Origin of the sequence: Vibrio taketomensis (assembly GCF_009938165.1) — a bacterium.
Lineage (GTDB): Bacteria > Pseudomonadota > Gammaproteobacteria > Enterobacterales > Vibrionaceae > Vibrio > Vibrio taketomensis.
Map to the genome: position 1 here is coordinate 732339 of NZ_AP019649.1, position 18193 is coordinate 750531.

The following is an 18193-nucleotide window of genomic DNA, read 5'->3' on the forward strand; positions in this document are numbered from 1 at the left end:
GCGCCATGCTCGGCAAAGAATGAAAGAGCAAACGGCATAATTTCGTGGTATTTAGGTAAAGTTATAACCCATTCCATATCTAGTAACTCAAACTACCTAGCCATCAACATATCAAATATGACTCTGGCGAACTGTTTCGTTTTACTTGGATCAGATAGAAGCTGCATCATCTGCTCTTGGTGTGCAGCACTGCTATTTAGAATCGCATCATCAATCGCACGCGGGAAGTCGCCCAGCATGGCTTGTTCGCGGGTGTTATTGGCAATTTGGCTCATGACCGTTTCGTTCTCAGTGAGCTTGTCACGCACCGTAAAGGCATAGTTGATCATGTCTTTGTCAGTCAGGTTGTCAGTAACAAACACCTCGTTGAGCTGCTCAATAATCAAAGACAAAACTCTTCTTTCTTGTCTTTGGCTTTCGCGGTACCAACGTCATTACCGGGCTGAAGTTTGTATTCTGGCGTATTCTCTTGAAGCTGAATGTCTTGCTGACGGATCTTTGATAAGCGGTAGTGGCTCATCACCACGTTGCCAAGATCAAGCTCGTCTTCTTCGATGACTTTCTCGCGCAGCATTGGGCGTAGATGGCGCGCGCACAAGCTCAGCTTTTCTAGCTCTTTATCGTCGTAATCGACAATCTGCGACATGAACTCATAGAAGCGAACAAAGCTGCCCAAGTCTTTCTTGAAGATCTAAGCGGTCTTTCTCCTGCTTGCACTCTTTAAAGCTGTTTTCTGCATTGGCAATCAACACCGCATCGCCTGTCTTCTTGGTGCGCTCAAACATGCTCTGGCACGAATATATTCCTCTACCGCAGAGCTGTAACGCTTGCGCCAACGGTCTACCGCAGGCTTACAGATGTTGCTGATCGCTGCATTGATTTGTTCTTGGTAAAGAAAGCATCAACGAACTGCTCAACCTCTGTCCATAAGAAGATGCCGCTTGCACGCAGCTTTTCTGATAGGTCAAAGATCTTGTCAGGGTCAGACATCCTCAAGCTCAGCCACTTGGTAAGGCTGGAAAGCGTCAAGAATGTCTTGCGGATCGTTGTAGAAGTCGAGCACAAAGGTGCCGCACTCTGCTTTACCCTGATAAGTACGATTCAGGCGAGAGCGTCTGCACACTCAACGCCAGCGAGCTTCTTATCAACATACATGGCGCAGAGCTTCGGCTGGTCAAAGCCCGTCTGGAACTTGTTGGCGACTAGCATTACCTGATAATCATCAGTGTTGAAGGCTTTGCGCATCTCACGACCTTTAAGATCAGGGTTCATGTTGTGCTCAGTGAACTTCTGATCCATAAACGCAGTGCTGTCTGGGTCGGCGGCGTTAAATTCCACTTCACCAGAGAATGCCACCATGGCGCGAATGCCCGCATAACCATGTTCAGACACGTACTTATCAAACGCCAGTTTATACCGCACTGCCTCTTTACGTGAGCTGGTAACCACCATTGCTTTGGCTTGACCACCCAATAAGCCCATCACGTTCTTTTGAAGTGCTCGACAATCACTTTTACTTTTGCGAGATGTTATGGTCGTGCAGGCGCACCCAGTTATTAAGCTTCACCTGGCTTTGCCTGAATCACCTCTTTGTCATCAGCTTCGAGCTTTGCTTGAGCTGATAGATCACCTTGTAGTTGGTGTAGTTCTTCAGCACATCAAGAATGAAACCCTCTTCAATCGCCTGACGCATAGAGTAGATATGGTAAGCCACTGGCAAGTTGCGTTTAGACGCAGGTTGCTCGGGATCGGGTCTGCGACCAAACAGCTCCAGAGTTTTAGGCTTTGGCGTTGCGGTAAAGGCGTAATAGCTCAGGTTGGCACTGCCTCGACGCGCAGCAATGGTGGCATCGAGAATATCTTCAGATGAAAGCTCGGTGTCATCATCGGTTTCATCCGTCATCAACACTTCTTTAGCTGACGAGCGGTTGAACCTGTTTGTGATGAGTGCGCTTCGTCGGCAATGATGGCGTAACGACGCTCTTTCAGTGACGTTGAGTTCTCAATCGCCTTTAACACATGCGGGAACGTTTGAATGGTCACGATGATGATTGGCTGAGACGTTTCCAGTGCCGTTGCCAGCTTCTCTGATTTAGAGCCATCGCCTTCTTTGCGGTTGATGCGACCCACCACGCCATCGGCATGTTCAAACTGATAGATGGTGTCTTGTAACTGGTCATCCAGTACGGTGCGGTCAGTCACCACAATCACCGAATCAAACTTGTTGCCGTTAGCATCATGCAGGGTCGAGAGTTGGTGTGCTGTCCATGCAATCGAGTTAGATTTACCCGAACCCGCACTGTGTTGGATCAGGTATTTATTGCCAGTGCCCTCAATCGCGGCGTTAACCAGTTGTTACTACATCCCACTGGTGGTAACGCGGGAAGATCAGAGTTTCTTTCTTGGTTTACGCCCTTCCCAGTCTTCCTTTTCTTCAATTTGAAGATGGATAAAGCGCCCGATGATATTGAGCAGGTTGTCTGGCGTTAATACTTCATTCCACAGGTAATCAGTCGCGTAGCGGTTTTCATCTTCAGGGATGTCATTGCCCTTGCCACCATCATGCGTACCTTTGTTAAATGGCAAGAAAAACGTTTGGTCACCCGCTAGCTTGGTTGCCATGTGAACTTCATACTGGCTTACAGCGAAATGCACTAAGGCACCGCGTTTAAAGCTCAAAAGCGGTTCTGGCTTTTAGTGGCTGGGTCTTTCGGTAAACGGGTCAGTTTGTACTGCGCAATGGCGTTTTCGACCGCTTGTTTGAACTCAGATTTCAGCTCAAGGGTAGAAACTGGCAAACCATTAACGAATAGCACAAGTCAATGCGCCAGCGCTTTGCGCTGTTTTATTCAAAACAGGTTGTTCGCTCAAGGCTGTCGCTTTTTACCCGTTGCTTCAAATTCAGCTTGCGTGGCCTGCTCTTTTGAAATGTGGGACTGTAAACCAGCTCAGGCACAATACGGAAAATGTTGTGCTGGTAACGTGCTAAAGTTTCAGGGTTGAGGTTATGCTCTGGCTTAAATTGACACAATTCAAAACGGGCATTGCGGATTTTCAAACCATGACGCAACAAAGTACCAAAGGTGCGTGACGCACGATCAGTGGCGTTCTCATCGGCTTTTAAGCTGTAACCAAGGCATCAAGAAAGTGGCGTTCTGAGTCAGTCGGGAAGACTTTGCAGAACTTCTCCACTCTTTCGGCTGCGTCTGTTTGATAAAGGTCAGCACATCCGCCTCGAAAGAGCCGATTCGCGATTGTAGCCCTCACCAGTGCCTTGCACCCAGCCATTAGCCACCATCTGGCTGATGATGTCGTCCTGAAATACCCTTTCGACAGTTGAATCTCTAGACATCATGGCTCTCCTGTCTCACGTTCAGATTGTAAACAGGAGTAACGTGACAGTAGACCATATCTTCCGTCCAGTCCTTTAGTTTAATTGATGGGTCTATTGCTTGGACAATTGCCTTTAACAAAGCTTTCTGTGCGTCATCAGCCTTTTCACCAAAAATAATCTCCTTCACTTGTACTGGAATAAAATTACCCGTTTGAGCGAAGACCTTATCTCCTCCTCGTAGTGCCAATAACTGGCTTTGCAAGAAAGCACATTTTAGCCCTTTCGAGCGTCGTAGGTACAGAAGCGATTAGATTTGATTGAGATTCGTAATTTACTTCTCTTAAATCTGCCGATTCGTCAAGCTCAACCCCAATTGCTATGCCTCGGTTACCATCGGCATAATGCGCCACATCAAAGGTTATTGCTGTACTTTGCTAATGAACAAAACCTTAGAGAACTTTTATGGCTTTCTAGTGCAGCTAAAGCCTCAGAAGGAATATCACTTCCATAAGTATAAAACCCTCCATAGGATCATTCATAGACTCAAAGGTAGCAGCGTATAAGCGTTTGTTTACGATGATGTCCAATATGAATTCGAAGCGATCCAGCGTTCTAAACTTATACAGCGTCACAGCATTCATCCTCGCTCGTTGATTCATTCTCTGCCAATTACGGACGTCGATCTTGCCAGTGACGACTGCCGAAATGAGCGAAGTTCGCCTTTCTTTCAAAGAACGATTGATTTTTCAGCTTGCTCGATACAACGTAAATGTTTATCGCTAAGCTCATCAAGCATATCAGCGATTGAAATTTGCTCATCTAAAGGCGGTACGGGGATACGTTGCTCCCCTAACATTGTCCGGCTAATTCTTAAGCGGAAACCACCACCTACTCTACATAAATCTTGAATCCATCTTAGCCAAGGAGTGGAGTTAGTCAGGTAGACATAAATCTTGCATCAAAGTCTCGATGTTTTAGAATTGCGTTATCCACAGAAGTTATGACTTTGACTCCTAAATCTGGAGCCAAGCAAGAGCGGCCCACTGGACCATCTAAACGGCAAATAAGGACATCATTAGGCTTCACTTCGGTGCAATTCAATTTTTAAAAGATGATTCAGAAATGTATCTAAAACCTTTTTCTTTAAATTCACCTATGCCAACATTTCCAGTTTGAAGTAACCGTACACCAGAATCGGTTATGTAAGGACTTTCAATCCAATCACCATCGGTGAATGTTTTATATCCATCCGCCGCACTGAATTTCAACTCCATAATTTTCCAGTGCAGAGGCACGGCATCAAACCACTCCACACCAGAATCTTTCATTGGTGCTTGCGGGTTCAATCCTTTGGTCACCGCATGGCTGATAACCGCTTGACGCTTTTCTTTAAGCAGCTTAATCAGTTGCTGCTGCTTTTCGATCAAGGTGTCGATTTTGGCGGTTTCGTGTTCGAGAAAAGAAAGGATTGCGCTTTGCTCTTCAATATCCGGCAAAGGTAAGAACAAGCTTTTAACAATGCTTGAATTCAAACCATGCATGATGGAGCCTTTACCTTGCTGCCTAATTTGAAAAGCCACTTGGAGATTCATCGATTAACAATTTGAAGAAATCAGACTTTACCATGTCTCTCTCTCAATCGAAGTAGATGAGAGTCAATAATCCCCAACGCTGCCGTTTCTGGTACGATCTCGCATTTACCACTCGTTCCCATCATGGTAATTAGTATGTCACCGGGAGTCGCTTTGTAGACCTCCATTTCCTTGAACTTAGAGTCACTTATTCTTCTCTTCCAAGAGAAAGTTTTTTGATTACATTTTCTTGTCCAAAAACAAAATGCCATCTTCTACCATGTCTTCAAGTTTTAATGCGCTTCCAAATGGCCCAATTTTAATTCCCTCTGCACCATCTTTTAAAAGGTATCGAACTTGTTTTGTGTTCCAGTGCGACGGAAGCGTGTCTAAGCTGCTGATGCCTGAAGCCTGATATTCCGGATATGCCTGATACTTACCCATTATGAATGCACCTCTTGCAGTAGCTTCATAATGTCTGCACTCACGACATCCAAATCGGCATCATGGCTTCCAGCACACGTGGTGGCTGGTAAACATAGAAATGGCGGTTGAATGGGATTTCGTAACCCACCACACCAATTTCATTGTCTTTGTCATCGCGCTTGTCTGCGTTAATCCACGCATCGACAACGTGTGGCTGCACTTCGCGCTTGAAGTAGCTTTCGATTAGGTTGATGTGGTCACTGTTGGATCTAGCGGCACGTTCTCGTTATCACGCAGGTCGCCATCCTGTTGGAACTCAACCACTTTTCCTTTGTAGTCGAAAGCCCCGTACAACGGCTGCGCATCTTCTTTCAGCACTTTCTTGATCACAGGCTCAGCGTCTTGGTTCTTCCAAGTAATCGCATCGGTAAACTGTTTCTTCTGCTTGGCGTCGAACTTGATGCCAGTAGCCTTGAATGCGCCTTTGAGGGCCAGCTCAAACTGGTTGAAGTCGTCAGATTGCTGCGCCTTTCCGCCAAGCTTGTCGCCCACGGCAACTTGCAGAGCTTTTGCTGCATCCATTAGGGCTTTCTGGCTAAGCCAAAGTTTGCTGTCCAATACGTCTTTGATTTGCTTTTCTTTCAGCTCAGGGAAGTCGGCTTTGATCAGCGCACGCACTTCGGTTTCTACGTCAATCAGTGAGCCATAAGTCTCTTCATTCCACTCGGAGCCGAACTGCTCAAAGACAGCCTGCATTACCGCGTTAAATGGTTTAGGTGCAAAGCGCAGTGATTCCACCGCTGCATCAGTGATTTGCGCAGAAAGACGCAGTGGGCGCTCGATGGTCAGGCGGCGGTAGCCAAACTCATGCGTATCAAAAATCTTAGCGGTTAGTGGTTTGCCACTTTCTGTCAGGGTATCCACCTCAACAAACTCACCAAAGTTCTTGGTGATGGCGCGGATTTCATCATCGGTCAGGAAGTGACGCTTAGAACCCAGCGACTTACGCATTTTGCTGCTTAAGTTGGCACCATTGATAAGCTGCACTTTGCCTTTACGCTCTGGTCTTTCTTGTTGGTCAGCACCCAAACGTAGGTCGCAATGCCTGTGTTGTAGAACATATCGGTTGGTAGCGCGACAATGGCTTCAAGTAGGTCAGCCTCTAAGATGTAAGCGACGAATTTCACTTTCACCACTACCCGCACCGCCTGTAAACAGCGGCGAACCGTTAAGGATAATGCCAATACGACCACCATCAGTAACAAGGTTATCGACGTTCTTCTTATCACGCATCTTGCTGATAAGGTGCATCAAGAACAGAAGCGAGCCATCAGAAACACGCGGCAAGCCTGCGCCAAAGCGTCCATCAAAGCCTTTTGTTCGTGCTCGTCTTTGATTTCACCCTCAATCTTTTTCCAATCGACACCGAACGGCGGGTTAGACAGCATGTAGTCAAACTTGTCGGCTGGCAGTTGGTCATTCGACAGGTGTTGCCTAGTTTGATGCGGCTAACATCTTGCCCTTTGATCAGCATATCTGCCTTACAGATAGCGTAAGACTCAGGGTTTAGCTCCTGACCAAATGCACGCATCACTGCTTTCGGGTTAAGTTCGTGCACGTATTCCATGCCTGACGAGAGGAAGCCACCTGTACCCGCTGTTGGGTCATAGATGGTGCGGATGATGCCGTCTTTGGTTGGGCTTCATCGTCTTCCATAAATACCAATGAGGTAGTCAGGCGCACGATGTCACGCGGGTAAAGTGTTCACCCGCCGTTTCATTCGAGCTTTCCGCAAAGCGGCGGATCAATTCTTCAAACACCAAACCCATCTCGTAGTTAGAGATATTACTTGGGCTAAGGTCGGTGGTGGCAAACTTCTTCACCACTTTGTAAAGCAGGTTGGCATCTTCCAGCAAACCAACAAATTCATCGAACTTGAAGTGCTCGAAAATCTCACGCGCATCTTTGGAGAATGACTGCACGTATTCTCAAGGTTCGCCTTGATGTTGCTTTGCCCCATCTTGCCAAGGTTCATTGGCGAGGTGTTGAAGAACGACAAACCATCAGGCTGCGCTGGTGATTGTGTTGCACGTAGTAAGAACTTTTCCTGCGCTTCTTCTGGCAGGTTCATCGCCTTAATGCGTTCATGCTCGGCAACCACGGCATCTTTGCTTGGCTCAAGCACACTCAAGGCGACGAAGCAGGGTAAACGGCAGGATCACGACCGTACTGAGATTGTTTGAAGTCACCGCGAAGCAGGTCAGCCACTGACCAGATAAAGGCAGCGGTTTGAGAGAAGTTGTTGTTAGTCATGATACGTACAGAGACAATAAAATTGCTCCGATTATATATGAATGCTGATTATCTTTGTGATGTATTAATGCGGGTAATTGGAAAATGAGATAAATTTTACGCCGATTCATGGATATGGGGAGGGTGTTGGCTGATCTCGCCCCCTATGAACCCATAAAGCTGGAGCCTGTCTTTGATCTCCATTCACTAACTGCCACTAATTCAAACTAAAATTCTGATTATCATGTGAAATTTATTGAGAAGCTGTCGCCAAAAACAGGCTCTTTATCAAAATAGTTCAGTATGCCTGCATAGTCGTCCTTGATTCAAATAGGAGAGATATCTATGAAAGCTGAATACTTGAAAGACATTGAATTAACTTTTGAGAGGATGGTTTAGTGGTAGAGCTAGATATATGTGATGCCCTACAAGGATGACGGTTGATGTTAAAGTGAGTGAAAGGCTAACGGATGGTCGGCTTGATCATAAAGCATGGGTTATGACGGAGTTTGATGATCTTTATAACAAGATAAGGTTTGTTGACCTTTACAGCTACCAGAAGCAAGTAGGGTACAGTTCACTTGCTGTCTCAATTTTAGTCGAGCTCTATAAAAGCATTATGGAACCAACATTACTTAGTGCAACCAAATGTTATGGCAACCTTAGCTCAATCGGCGATGAGAACCCAGAGATCCAGCATTTAAAACGAGTTAAGTTTTGGTCAGACTTGGGTTTCTCGGTTAGCCAAGGAGGGCACGAGGATAATCCTAGGATGGTGTGTTTGTTGCAAAACTTAAGTATTAGTCCTAACGCAAAGGATGTATCTCAAGAGTTCTACAAATTTCGAACTACGTATGACAATTATTGGAACGTAGTAACGGTGATGTTTGAGGCACTTTGTGGTTTGTTTAGTGCCTCGTACCGTGGATTATGCAGTTTTATGCAATTCTTATTCAATTAATACTGCCGAAATCGCTTCAAAGAGGTCATATTAACGAGTTTTTAGGCTCTAGTGCACATTACGTACATTATGTTAAATGTTGTTTTGGGAATTTGGCGGCAGGGAGATGCGTTCTCTGCGTCACTTGCGATGTCAGCCATAATGAATGATAAAGGGTTTTCTTGGTTCCCTGATAGCTCCAGTACCTGCTTAGCATTCCAGTTCTCACGGCTACGGCATCGTAACCAGAACTCCATCGCTCGTACGTCAGGTGGCAATTCTTCTGTATTGAACAATCTCACCCGAACTCAAAACCTTCTCCTTCACTGTAACGCCAGTAGCGCGTTTGAATAGCTGATAAGCAACTTCTGCATCGGCTTGTAACTTGCCACGTTTACGAGCCTCAGCGAACTTGGGATATAAGCTGACCCAATGAAATATCGTATCACGATGAACGTCAAAGAAATGCGCTAAGTCTTGGTCTCTAGCTCCCAATAAGCAGAGCTTGTAGGCTTGCTTTGCGTATTCGATTTGGTACTTGTTGTTATTACAGTTACCTAAAGGTCCAGGCATACACTTCCTTTATTAGATGGTTCTAATATTAATTTTAATGTAATGTAGGAGTTAATTCTTTAATCAGTCAAAATACACATACTCACTAAGCAACATCTCATTGTTACAATATCCCCCTATAGGGGTAATGTAACTGTAATGAGATATATTTGCTTAATGCTCTGGTTGTGCCAAAGCGTTACAGTTACAAGGTGATGCATGTAACTATAATTGTAATGGTAATACGAACAGTAGAATTTAGCTTTGATTAACCAATGAAATCTGCTTTAGTTCTTTATCTACTGAAATCTGCCCGTTTTTTCTAGTTGTTGGATTGCGTGTTAATTGAGTTCGTGAGTTACCATCGCTAACGTCTTTAACTTGCTGTTCTTTAAATGATTTATTTAAATTCTCTCGACTACAGCTTCCCCGGAAGACGTTAAGATAGATAGTTTGACGGTGGTGTTTTTGAGGATTGGGAGATTTTCGATTCCTTTTTCATACCTTCTTTTGTGTTGGACTGGTCGTGCGACATAGTGAAGTACTGCCTTGTGGTCTGACAGGCTTACACGGGATAGACAAATTACTTGCGGAATCATAGGTTCTGAATCTTTTGTTTGGTACAGGTAGTAGGTAGCTTGAAGCGTTATGTTTACGTTCAATCCGAAATTCAGTATCTAATGCAGCTTTGAGTGATGAGTTGCCACGAGCCCCTTGTTGCATCCTTACCTGTATGGTGAACAAGCAAGATAGCTGCTTGGGTGTGCTGTTTCAGGCGGTCACATGCGGCGATAAATGCTCCCATATCTTTGGCACTATTCTCGTCACCATTACCAAAGCATCGTGCTAGAGTATCAATAACTATCATTTTGATATCGCCATGCTTTCGACAAGTAAAATCAATCACTTTAAGTAATTGTTCGAAGTCATTACTTTGCGTGAGTGCTAGCGGTTGCCCAATTCGGAATAGGTTGTGTGTTTCTTGGCCATTGATTAGCTCCCAAGCTTTGATCCGTTTGCTTAGTCCAACATCCCCTTCTGCAGCAATGTATATTACGTTTCCCTGAGTCACACCGCTTGTTCCCCATGGAGTGCCAGTGACTACACACGCAGCTAAATCCGTAGCATGAAAAGATTTGAAAGAGCCGGAAGGCCCATAAACCATGTTCAATGAATTAGCTTGAAATTGATTTTCAACAATCCATTGCACTTCTTCATCCCATCCTTGAGAGCCCGATTTAACAACGAAAGAGTCAAGTTGTTCGCGTTTTGGTTCAAATAAGCCAACCAAAGAACGATTATATTCTGTAACAGTCATTCCGGTTCCATGAACCGCAAGTGTATTAGCAAGACTAAATACGCTCGACTGAAAGATACTGATTCCGATTATTAGCAACTTCGAATTTGCACTGGCCTGAGGTAAGGATGGGTTCCCCGTTGCAATCTAGGTGGTACAGCATATTGTCGTAGATGCGCACAGATGGTTTTAATTCCTCTACATCAGGCAGGCACCAATCAGAGTCATTGACACGATAAAAACCTAGGTAAGTTAGAAGTTTGTCCCAATCGAAAAACTTATTGAAATGATCAAGAGGGTCAATCGTTTTTTGCGCTCGGAGGGGCTAGTGCCATTGTTTTGAATAAGTGATTCGATAACCATCAAAGCAGGAAAAGAAAAGCCAAGTTCTCACTGATAGTGTGGTGTAATCGGCCATTTCCTTCAGTTGGGCATGGTGATAAACAATGCGCACTCCATTTGTTTTGAATCGCTAACTCATCGCAAAGCCAGTCGGTTAATTTACGCCAATGTGTGTATGAGATGCAGTTATCCAGTGGGATGAGTAATACCCATTCTTCAGCATCAGGCTTTAGGTACAGTGCAAATTGGCCGATGTATGGAATACTAAAGAGTTTCGAAACAAATTGATAATAATCGCCATGAGGCATTGAGAATTCAATATTGAGAGTGTTGTATAGGCACTTATGCGGTGTTTCCACCCCATCAAGTTCTTGAAGCATACGGCACGATACACGGTACATCTTTGTAGTCTTGCTTACTAGAAGCCCAAAAGGGCCGCTTGAGCATATCATATAGTAGTCCGATAGGCCCATTAAAGGAGTAAGCTCAGTCAGCATGCACCCTTCACTTGAATCACACACCAGTTTGTGTTCACAGAGATTGCATTTTGTTCATTAACATCAACGCTGTGATCGTAACAGTTTTCACATGGGCAATAACGGTTAGAAAGAACGTTGATATATCCTGATTCATAAGATTTACCTTGCTGTAGCCTAGTGAATGGGTCTTTTCATTTTAATTTCAGTAATGACAAAACCATTGGCATCTAGAGTTATGTGATTTGAATTAAACTTCATTTTACTCGATATGGTGAACAGCCTCCTTAAGTGTCGAGGCTGTTTTAAGTGGTGATGTATCTAGGCTGCTAGTAAATTTGATAGGTTGCTGTCTAGTTGGCGTTTACGCTCATCAGTTAGACGTGTTACTAATTTTGCAATTTTGTCGTCTGAGTAACCGTTGAATCGGGCAAGCATGATGCAATCTACTTCAGCTTTAACCCAGCCTACAGAGCGAGTACCGAGAGATACTTGAGAGGGAACAGGCCTTTAGCCATTTGTTTATAAATAAAGCACGGGAGACACCATATGTCTCAAGAATACTAGGTAAGCGCACAATGCGTTGTTCGACAATCATGTTTTCTCCTGACGTCTATAGAAACGGTGTGCTATATTATTATGGGAAGTATCTTCAAATCGGACAGCAACTCCGTAGATGGTGTCTTTTATTGACAGTATTACTTCTTTCATTGCAAGGTCGAAAGACTCGCTAATTAACTTAAGTATTTTTTTGCGAGATCAGTGCTGTCAATGAGTTTAATTAGGTGTTTTTACTCTTGAGTTGCCAATATGTGATGCGGAAAATTGTTCGAGCATGGTTGAAAGCTGTGAGTACATTTTTGAGTGTCTTTGCTGTATACATCACTTACAAGCAGCACAAAATCATGCATGAAGTTGTTGAATTCTTTGCGATATCGTTGTATTTGACGATTTGGGTACTTGTTAATGTTTAACTCAAGCAGATGGCTAATTGCCTTGTTTGCTGTTTTTCGGTCTGATGCATAATGGTCAATAAGTGCAACTAGAAAGCCGTTTGAAAGTAAGGTTTTTGATCTTTCTTGTACCCTGATGTAGTTAAAATAACCAGACCCCATGACATTGATATGCTTATCGAATGTTTCAATATCAATTGATTTAATGCCTTGATTTAAAAGAATTTCTTGAATGTCATCGAATTCTTTTGAGAACGATTCGAGGGTTAGTTTTACCAGAACTATTATTGCCTTTATTACTGTAACGGTGGTGTGTAAAACCTGCTAAGGTTATTGATTCAAAATTATTTATTTTTAACATATCTAACATTTTGTTTGTCTGATTGTTTAATAGTAATAAACAAAATGTATGGAAGACGCTTCCATACATTGTTTCATTTCTAGTTATTAGTGAGACAGCGAGATAGACTTTGATCTATATGCTTACCCACCAACACATCATTTCAGTGCGTCTCTCGATGTATTTTGCTCTGTTATATGCGCGTCGAACTGAATTCTTATCGACATGCGCTAGTGCAGCTTCAATGATGTCTGGGTGCCATCCTCTTCGTTCAATGTAGTACTGGCGAGAGCTCTTAGTCCATGAGCGACGAGCTTTCCTTCATATCCCATACGCTTTAAAGCCATATTGGCTGTTTGTGGGTTTACAGGTTCATTGCGTTTTCGGTCGGCAGGAAAATATATGGAGACCCATCACTACACTTTTCGCTTGTTCAGTATCCGCAAAGCTTGCGGAGTCAATGGAACGATGTGTTCTAAACCTTTTTCATGCGATTGGTGGAACAATCCAAAGCATCTCTCCCAGTTAATTTCATTCCACTTAGCACCAGCAGCCTCAGATGGACGAACCATAGTATGAAGTTGCCACTCTATGAGCAGTCTTGTTATACGCCTGATATTGGCGTTCATAAGGTCTACCATTAGTTGACCAAGCTGTTCTGGCTTGAGTGTGGGCATGTGAGTTGCTTTGGTGAACGAAATGCATGTCGAACACCTGCTAAAAGGTTGAATTCGATAAGCCCAACATTTACAGCAAATGTCATTACTTCATTTAATCGTTGGCAGACTCGCTTAACAGTTTCCAAACTTCCTTTTCTGCTAGTGGTCTTAGCGAGTTGATAACTATCATTGGCGTTATTTGGTCAATTGGTGTGTTACCAATCTTAGGTAATACATGGAGTTCTAGAGAACGCAAAATATCGATTCCATGCTCATTACTAACATTGTGTTTTTAATTTCAAACCATTGAGCAATGACGTTTTCCAATAAAAGAGATTGCTTATTGGCTTCTTGATTGATGTGGTCTAATGGGTCGATCCCTTCGCAAGTAGCGATAGGTATTCATCGCGTTTGTTTCTAGCATCTTTAAGAGCAACGATAGGGTATCGGCCAATCGATAGGTTTGTTCTTTTATGGGTTGATGGACGTTTGTAGTTGAATAGCCAGACCTTTGTACCAGTCGGTTTTATTCTGCATTGAAGCCCATAGCCATCACTTAGATTGTATTCTTTATCCTTGGTTTTGCGTTTTTCAACGTTAGGTCAGTAAGAGGTTTCACGAGCCAGACATTTGTTAGTTCCTTAACTACGTTCCTCGCCGCCCCGTTGGTAACACGTTTTATCGCAAAAATCAGTCGTGTTAATATCCGTGTTACCAGGCTTAATAGATGTTGGTAGATGTCTGGAGACAATTTTAGATGCCTAAAATGCAAAACCCCGCTAGAGCTCTTGCGAGGGTTTTAAACGTTCTAGAACGTCTTCGTATACGAATTTGGTGGAGCTGGCGGGAGTTGAACCCGCGTCCGAAAACCTTTCATCATCGGTACTACATGCTTAGTCGATCTTTAATTTCACCACCGACCTGCGAACCGACACGCTAGCTGATGGCTATCCTGAATTATAATTCGCCGTTCATCTCTCAGGCGGGAGAATCCGGGCTAGCGCGTTTGGGTTTGATCCCTCGTTGGTCCCCGTCTTACGTGCGGAAGCTAGGGCGAGAGAGCTCTGAGCAGGTTATTAAGCTGCTAGTGCGTAGTTTTCGTCGTTTGCGACTATTTTTTTGCGGTTTATTAACGAGGCCTACCGCACCTCGGCATGCACCTCAGACTTCTGAATTCCCGTCGAATCCTAAATCAGCCCCAAGTGTTGAGTGCATAGTACCAGAAAAGCCTTGCCTGTCTAGTACTCTGCGTTTAAGTGGTCAAGATTAACGCAATGAGCTCTTCATTACGCGCGCTTTTTCACGTGCCCAATCTTTTTCTTTAAGATCAGTACGTTTATCGTGCAGTTTCTTACCTTTTGCCACACCAATCTTGATTTTTACCCAAGAGCGAGACCAGTAGAGTGATAGGGCTGTTAACGTCATACCTTCGCGGTTAATTCGACCGAACAGGTTGTCGAGTTCGCGGCGGCTCATAAGTAGTTTACGCACGCGAGTTGGGTTCGCGACAACGTGAGTCGATGCTTGATTAAGAGGAGTGATGGTCATCCCGCTGACAAAGGCTTCTCCGTCACGCATAAACACATAGCTTTCTGCGATATTGGCTTTGCCTTGGCGTAGGGCTTTCACTTCCCAGCCTTGTAGCTCCAAGCCAGCTTCTATTTCATCGTCAATGAAGTATTCGTGGCGAGCTTTTTTATTAAGCGCGATAGTGTTGCTACCCGCTTTCGGTTTTGAATTTTTCTTTGCCATAATGGCGACATTATACGACCCACAGAGGGGTTAGCAAATCCCTTTATTTGCGCTCAAGGCAAATAAAAGTAAAATTGGATGGAGCTTAACGCTCTTGTTGTTCGTGAAGTAGGAGAATATATGAAGCAAGTCACTCGTTCTGCGTTGGTGTCGTTTAGTGCTGAGCAGATGTTTGATCTAGTCAATGATGTTGCTAGTTATCCTGAATTTTTACCTGGATGTTCCGGTTCGCGTATTCTAGAGGCGAGCACGTCTGGCATGGTTGCTTCAGTCGACGTTTCAAAAGCGGGGATCAGCAAAACCTTTACTACCTCGAATGAGTTGGTAGCAGGGCAAGCGATTTTAATGAATCTCGTCGATGGGCCTTTTAAAACATTGAAAGGCGGTTGGTTTTTTACTGCACTTGATGAACAGGCTTGTAAAGTTGAATTAAAGCTGGAATTTGAGTTTTCTAGCAAGATGATTGAAATGGCTTTCGGCAAAATCTTTAATGAATTGACCAGTAACATGGTGAATGCTTTTACCAAACGCGCGAAACAGGTGTACGAGTGTTATGAGTATTGAGTCAGATATGATTCATGTAGAGGTAGTGTATGCACTTCCTCATGAACAACGAGTGTTTACCTTAGTGGTGAACAAGGCAATGACGGTTGAAGAGATCATCGCTCAATCAGGCGTGTTAGAACTTTATCCTGAGATTGATCTTAAAGAGAACAAAGTCGGCGTATACAGCCGTAATGTTCGCTTAGATGCGACGGTGCGCGATGGTGATCGTATTGAGATTTATCGTCCGCTATTAGCGGATCCAAAAGAGATTCGCCGTAAACGTGCAGAACAAGCAAAAGCTGCTGGCTCGGCTGATCCGGTTACAGGTGGTAAGCCAAATTCACTACGCAAGACAGACTAGTTTTTCTTAGTGCTTATCAACGAAAAAGGCTCGCTAAATGCGAGCCTTTTTGATGTCTATTTGTTTAGTTAATACTTTCAAAGAAAGCATCACTTACAGGGTAATCACCAGTCACTTCAACCAATCGACCTTGCGGGTCAAAATTTGCAATTAGATTGCGTTGAATCGGTTTATTGTGACCATGTGTGTGGTAGTAGATGTAATACCACACATTTGGGTATCCGTTTTCTACTAGCATTGGTGAGCCCAATACGAAACGCACCTGCTCCTTGCTCATACCAAACTTTAATTGATCGACTGATTGTTGTTCGACATAGTTACCTTGGTTGATGTCAATGCGATACACCAACTTCTCTAATACCGAACAACCTGTCAGCATCGTCATCGCGAGTGGTAGTGCGATAAGCCACTTTTTCAATTGCATACTCAAATTCTTGTAACTATCCATTTGTTAATCTGGGCTGATAATAAACAAGCTTGCTCCTAATGTAAAAAGCTCATCTTGTTTTGAATTAGTTCAGACCCTGATTTTTGAATTAGGTTGCAAACTCGGGACTCGATTCGAGAAAAAATTATGCAGCAATCAACAATTCTCGCGCGTTTGCCAGAGTTGATTCGGTAATTTGGCTACCACCGAGTAGGCGAGCTAGCTCTGCGACACGTTGATCTTCACACAATTTGCTCATTTGTGTTTCTGTTTTACCGCCTTTGGTTTGTTTCGCAACGAACAATTGTTGATGGCCACAACCTGCAACTTGTGGAAGGTGGGTAACACACAATACTTGTGTTGATTCACCCAGTTTACGTAGCATTTTGCCAACTACCGCCGCGGTTGGGCCACTGATACCGACATCCACTTCATCGAAGATCAGGCTTGGAGTATCGACTTTCTGCGCGGTGATGACTTGAATAGCTAGTGAGATACGTGAAAGTTCACCACCTGAAGCCACTTTAGCAATCGGCTGCATTGGCTGGCCTGGGTTGGTCGAAACCAAGAAGCAGACATTATCTAAACCCAATGGTGTTGGGTGAGCGCCTTGGTTGCTGACTTCAATGCAGAACTGCGCTTTTTCCATACTGAGTTCATGCATGCTCTTGGTGATCAATTTATTCAGCTCTTTGGCATAACGGCTACGTGATTGATGTAGTTTGTCTGCATGAGCAAGAAATTCTTGGTATTTTATTTCTACTTCTTGAGCTAACTCTTCAAGTTTTTCATCAGAGCAATCAAGCAGCTCGATTTGCGCCAATAGATCTTGATGGTGTTGGTAGAGCGCTTCTGGCAGTACGTGATGCTTGCGTGAAATCGACATGACTTTTGAAAAGCGCTCTTCCACAAATGCCATGCGAGCAGGGTCTACATCAATATTGTCGAGGTAGTTACGCAGCTCACTATTTGCTTCCTCAACTTGAATAATTGCCTCAGCCAGCATATTCGGCAATTCAGCTAATTTTTCGTCCAATTCTGCAAGTTGAATTAGGGACTGACTGGCTGATTGCAAAATACCAAGCGCATTAACTTCTTCACCTTCGTAAATAAGTTCGATCGCTTGTTGGCATGTAGAGGCAAGTTCTCCGCTATTGGAGAGGCGCTTATGCTCTTGTTCGAGTTCATCATATTCTTCCTCACCCAATGCTAGCTCGTTGAGCTCTTTAATTTGGTATTCAAGCAGTTGTTTTTGCGCTTGGTTTTGTGCGCTATTTTCACGTAGTTGCTTGAGGTTGTTATCCGCTTGACGCCAGTTTTGGTAGGCGTTGCGGGTGTTTTTCAGCAAGTTAAGGTGTCCAGCATACTGATCAAGCATTGCCAGTTGATATTCGCTTTTCATCAATTGATGGTGCGCGTGTTGGCCGTGAATGTTGATTAACAATTGCCCTAAAGATTTAAGTTGCGAAAGGGGAACAGGGCTACCGTTGATAAAGGCACGTGAACGACCATCGTTGGTAATCGTACGACGTAAAATACAGTCATTGCCATCTAACAGCTCATTGTCTTCTAACCAGCGAGTCGCATGAAGGTTATTCTCCAGAGAAAATGCTGCACTGACTTCGGTTTTTTCTTCACCTTGACGCACCATCGAGGCTTCGGCACGGCCGCCTAAGCACAAACCCAGTGCATCAATCGCAATCGACTTACCTGCACCAGTTTCACCGGTAATGGTGGTCATGCCTTTAGAAAGTTCTAGCTGCAAAGATTTAACAATAGCGAAATTATTAACACTTAAATGAGCCAGCATTTTGAGTTACCTGTTTAAATGAACAACACTGTATATAGATTCAGTATATACTGTTTCTATATACAGTAAATATAACAAGGTAAAATTTGTGATGAAAATTGAGTTTCTTTTGAGC

At 43.9% G+C, this 18193-nt stretch carries 25 protein-coding genes, 1 other RNA gene and 2 pseudogenes; 3 read left to right on the forward strand and 25 right to left on the reverse strand.

Annotated features, from left to right (window positions below):
• Positions 1 to 92: 92 nt before the first annotated feature.
• From Vt282_RS20365 to Vt282_RS03415, 14 genes and pseudogenes are all read right to left on the reverse strand, one after another.
• Positions 93 to 392, reverse strand: coding sequence for a hypothetical protein (locus tag Vt282_RS20365; RefSeq protein ID WP_232055091.1), 300 nt, complete (start codon positions 390 to 392; stop codon positions 93 to 95).
• The gene (locus Vt282_RS20370; RefSeq protein WP_232055092.1) at positions 383 to 646 is read right to left on the reverse strand and encodes a hypothetical protein; all 264 of its coding nucleotides are present in this window, start codon (positions 644 to 646) and stop codon (positions 383 to 385) included. The genes Vt282_RS20365 and Vt282_RS20370 overlap by 10 nt, the downstream gene beginning before the upstream one ends.
• Positions 647 to 650: 4 nt before the next feature.
• The gene (locus Vt282_RS21180; RefSeq protein WP_269472597.1) at positions 651 to 785 is read right to left on the reverse strand and encodes a hypothetical protein; all 135 of its coding nucleotides are present in this window, start codon (positions 783 to 785) and stop codon (positions 651 to 653) included.
• 55 nt (positions 786 to 840) lie between these two features.
• Positions 841 to 990 (reverse strand): hypothetical protein, encoded by a 150-nt coding sequence (locus Vt282_RS20375; protein WP_232055093.1) that lies wholly within the window; start codon positions 988 to 990, stop codon positions 841 to 843.
• Between the two features lie 111 nt (positions 991 to 1101).
• Positions 1102 to 1482, reverse strand: coding sequence for a type I restriction enzyme subunit R domain-containing protein (locus tag Vt282_RS20380; RefSeq protein WP_232055094.1), 381 nt, complete (start codon positions 1480 to 1482; stop codon positions 1102 to 1104).
• Between the two features lie 100 nt (positions 1483 to 1582).
• Positions 1583 to 1903 carry a hypothetical protein gene (locus tag Vt282_RS20385; RefSeq protein WP_232055095.1) on the reverse strand — a complete coding sequence of 107 codons (321 nt, stop codon included), beginning with the start codon at positions 1901 to 1903 and terminating at the stop codon, positions 1583 to 1585.
• Complete coding sequence (locus Vt282_RS20390; RefSeq protein ID WP_332057953.1) at positions 1903 to 2352, reverse strand: DEAD/DEAH box helicase family protein; 450 nt, start codon at positions 2350 to 2352, stop codon at positions 1903 to 1905. The genes Vt282_RS20385 and Vt282_RS20390 overlap by 1 nt, the downstream gene beginning before the upstream one ends.
• A gap of 36 nt (positions 2353 to 2388) precedes the next feature.
• Positions 2389 to 2622 (reverse strand): hypothetical protein, encoded by a 234-nt coding sequence (locus tag Vt282_RS20395; RefSeq protein WP_232055096.1) that lies wholly within the window; start codon positions 2620 to 2622, stop codon positions 2389 to 2391.
• 53 nt (positions 2623 to 2675) lie between these two features.
• On the reverse strand, positions 2676 to 2816 hold the full coding sequence (locus Vt282_RS20400; protein WP_232055097.1) for a type I restriction endonuclease: 141 nt from the start codon (positions 2814 to 2816) through the stop codon (positions 2676 to 2678).
• 528 nt (positions 2817 to 3344) lie between these two features.
• The gene (locus Vt282_RS03395; RefSeq protein WP_162062563.1) at positions 3345 to 3596 is read right to left on the reverse strand and encodes a hypothetical protein; all 252 of its coding nucleotides are present in this window, start codon (positions 3594 to 3596) and stop codon (positions 3345 to 3347) included.
• A 465-nt stretch (positions 3597 to 4061) separates the two neighbouring features.
• Positions 4062 to 4286, reverse strand: a complete 225-nt coding sequence (locus Vt282_RS21625) for a restriction endonuclease subunit S (RefSeq protein WP_174855831.1) — start codon at positions 4284 to 4286, stop codon at positions 4062 to 4064.
• 145 nt (positions 4287 to 4431) lie between these two features.
• Complete coding sequence (locus Vt282_RS20405) at positions 4432 to 4914, reverse strand: restriction endonuclease subunit S (protein ID WP_232055098.1); 483 nt, start codon at positions 4912 to 4914, stop codon at positions 4432 to 4434.
• A 231-nt stretch (positions 4915 to 5145) separates the two neighbouring features.
• On the reverse strand, positions 5146 to 5349 hold the full coding sequence (locus tag Vt282_RS03410; protein ID WP_162062564.1) for a hypothetical protein: 204 nt from the start codon (positions 5347 to 5349) through the stop codon (positions 5146 to 5148).
• Positions 5349 to 7644 (reverse strand): annotated as a pseudogene (locus Vt282_RS03415) (type I restriction-modification system subunit M). Before Vt282_RS03415 ends, Vt282_RS03410 begins: the two are co-directional and overlap by 1 nt.
• Before the next feature lie 478 nt (positions 7645 to 8122).
• Here Vt282_RS03415 and Vt282_RS03420 point away from each other — a divergent pair.
• A complete protein-coding gene (locus tag Vt282_RS03420) occupies positions 8123 to 8584 on the forward strand; it encodes a hypothetical protein (protein WP_162062565.1) in 462 nt (153 codons plus the stop codon).
• Between the two features lie 246 nt (positions 8585 to 8830).
• On the opposite strand, the gene Vt282_RS20410 is transcribed toward Vt282_RS03420, so the two are convergent.
• From Vt282_RS20410 to smpB, 9 genes and pseudogenes are all read right to left on the reverse strand, one after another.
• A complete protein-coding gene (locus Vt282_RS20410) occupies positions 8831 to 9136 on the reverse strand; it encodes a hypothetical protein (RefSeq protein WP_232055099.1) in 306 nt (101 codons plus the stop codon).
• 649 nt (positions 9137 to 9785) lie between these two features.
• Positions 9786 to 10433 carry a helicase RepA family protein gene (locus tag Vt282_RS03430; protein WP_162062566.1) on the reverse strand — a complete coding sequence of 216 codons (648 nt, stop codon included), beginning with the start codon at positions 10431 to 10433 and terminating at the stop codon, positions 9786 to 9788.
• Positions 10434 to 10774: 341 nt separating this feature from the next.
• Positions 10775 to 11134 (reverse strand): hypothetical protein, encoded by a 360-nt coding sequence (locus Vt282_RS03435; protein ID WP_162062567.1) that lies wholly within the window; start codon positions 11132 to 11134, stop codon positions 10775 to 10777.
• Positions 11135 to 11551: 417 nt separating this feature from the next.
• Positions 11552 to 11731, reverse strand: a pseudogene (locus Vt282_RS21630) (AlpA family phage regulatory protein); the annotation flags it as partial.
• Between the two features lie 1208 nt (positions 11732 to 12939).
• Positions 12940 to 13200 carry a tyrosine-type recombinase/integrase gene (locus Vt282_RS21450; RefSeq protein WP_332057944.1) on the reverse strand — a complete coding sequence of 87 codons (261 nt, stop codon included), beginning with the start codon at positions 13198 to 13200 and terminating at the stop codon, positions 12940 to 12942.
• A gap of 94 nt (positions 13201 to 13294) precedes the next feature.
• Positions 13295 to 13438 (reverse strand): hypothetical protein, encoded by a 144-nt coding sequence (locus tag Vt282_RS21635; RefSeq protein ID WP_415663435.1) that lies wholly within the window; start codon positions 13436 to 13438, stop codon positions 13295 to 13297.
• A gap of 109 nt (positions 13439 to 13547) precedes the next feature.
• Entirely contained in the window at positions 13548 to 13712 is a 165-nt protein-coding gene (locus tag Vt282_RS20115) for an integrase arm-type DNA-binding domain-containing protein (RefSeq protein ID WP_232055145.1), read from the reverse strand.
• A gap of 302 nt (positions 13713 to 14014) precedes the next feature.
• Positions 14015 to 14382: a transfer-messenger RNA gene (gene ssrA / locus Vt282_RS03450) on the reverse strand.
• Between the two features lie 66 nt (positions 14383 to 14448).
• A complete protein-coding gene (gene smpB / locus Vt282_RS03455; protein ID WP_162046954.1) occupies positions 14449 to 14934 on the reverse strand; it encodes an SsrA-binding protein SmpB in 486 nt (161 codons plus the stop codon).
• A gap of 120 nt (positions 14935 to 15054) precedes the next feature.
• On the opposite strand from smpB, the gene Vt282_RS03460 reads away from it, so the two are divergent.
• Together Vt282_RS03460 and Vt282_RS03465 are read left to right on the forward strand one after the other, a co-directional pair.
• Complete coding sequence (locus Vt282_RS03460; protein WP_162046953.1) at positions 15055 to 15498, forward strand: SRPBCC family protein; 444 nt, start codon at positions 15055 to 15057, stop codon at positions 15496 to 15498.
• The gene (locus tag Vt282_RS03465) at positions 15488 to 15841 is read left to right on the forward strand and encodes an RnfH family protein (protein WP_162046952.1); all 354 of its coding nucleotides are present in this window, start codon (positions 15488 to 15490) and stop codon (positions 15839 to 15841) included. Before Vt282_RS03460 ends, Vt282_RS03465 begins: the two co-directional genes overlap by 11 nt.
• A gap of 64 nt (positions 15842 to 15905) precedes the next feature.
• Here Vt282_RS03465 and bamE read toward each other — a convergent pair whose 3' ends face one another.
• Positions 15906 to 16265 (reverse strand): outer membrane protein assembly factor BamE, encoded by a 360-nt coding sequence (gene bamE, locus Vt282_RS03470; protein WP_162046951.1) that lies wholly within the window; start codon positions 16263 to 16265, stop codon positions 15906 to 15908.
• Between the two features lie 148 nt (positions 16266 to 16413).
• Positions 16414 to 18078, reverse strand: coding sequence for a DNA repair protein RecN (gene recN / locus Vt282_RS03475; protein ID WP_162062568.1), 1665 nt, complete (start codon positions 18076 to 18078; stop codon positions 16414 to 16416).
• Between the last annotated feature and the right edge of the window lie 115 nt (positions 18079 to 18193).

Bases quoted from the DNA above. Each gene is read 5' to 3' on its own strand.
- Vt282_RS21180 (WP_269472597.1), bottom strand. From the start codon at position 785: ATGTTTGAGCGCACCAAGAAGACAGGCGATGCGGTGTTGATTGCCAAT.
- Vt282_RS20370 (WP_232055092.1), bottom strand. From the start codon at position 646: ATGTCGCAGATTGTCGATTACGACGATAAAGAGCTAGAAAAGCTGAGC.
- smpB (WP_162046954.1), bottom strand. From the start codon at position 14,934: ATGGCAAAGAAAAATTCAAAACCGAAAGCGGGTAGCAACACTATCGCG.
- Vt282_RS03460 (WP_162046953.1), top strand. From the start codon at position 15,055: ATGAAGCAAGTCACTCGTTCTGCGTTGGTGTCGTTTAGTGCTGAGCAG.
- Vt282_RS21450 (WP_332057944.1), bottom strand. From the start codon at position 13,200: ATGCCCACACTCAAGCCAGAACAGCTTGGTCAACTAATGGTAGACCTT.
- Vt282_RS03430 (WP_162062566.1), bottom strand. From the start codon at position 10,433: ATGACTGTTACAGAATATAATCGTTCTTTGGTTGGCTTATTTGAACCA.
- recN (WP_162062568.1), bottom strand. From the start codon at position 18,078: ATGCTGGCTCATTTAAGTGTTAATAATTTCGCTATTGTTAAATCTTTG.
- Vt282_RS20375 (WP_232055093.1), bottom strand. From the start codon at position 990: ATGTCTGACCCTGACAAGATCTTTGACCTATCAGAAAAGCTGCGTGCA.
- Vt282_RS03420 (WP_162062565.1), top strand. From the start codon at position 8,123: ATGACGGAGTTTGATGATCTTTATAACAAGATAAGGTTTGTTGACCTT.
- bamE (WP_162046951.1), bottom strand. From the start codon at position 16,265: ATGCAATTGAAAAAGTGGCTTATCGCACTACCACTCGCGATGACGATG.
- Vt282_RS03435 (WP_162062567.1), bottom strand. From the start codon at position 11,134: ATGCTTCAAGAACTTGATGGGGTGGAAACACCGCATAAGTGCCTATAC.
- Vt282_RS03410 (WP_162062564.1), bottom strand. From the start codon at position 5,349: ATGGGTAAGTATCAGGCATATCCGGAATATCAGGCTTCAGGCATCAGC.
- Vt282_RS20410 (WP_232055099.1), bottom strand. From the start codon at position 9,136: ATGCCTGGACCTTTAGGTAACTGTAATAACAACAAGTACCAAATCGAA.
- Vt282_RS20380 (WP_232055094.1), bottom strand. From the start codon at position 1,482: ATGGGCTTATTGGGTGGTCAAGCCAAAGCAATGGTGGTTACCAGCTCA.
- Vt282_RS20385 (WP_232055095.1), bottom strand. From the start codon at position 1,903: ATGACGGATGAAACCGATGATGACACCGAGCTTTCATCTGAAGATATT.
- Vt282_RS20395 (WP_232055096.1), bottom strand. From the start codon at position 2,622: ATGGCAACCAAGCTAGCGGGTGACCAAACGTTTTTCTTGCCATTTAAC.
- Vt282_RS03465 (WP_162046952.1), top strand. From the start codon at position 15,488: ATGAGTATTGAGTCAGATATGATTCATGTAGAGGTAGTGTATGCACTT.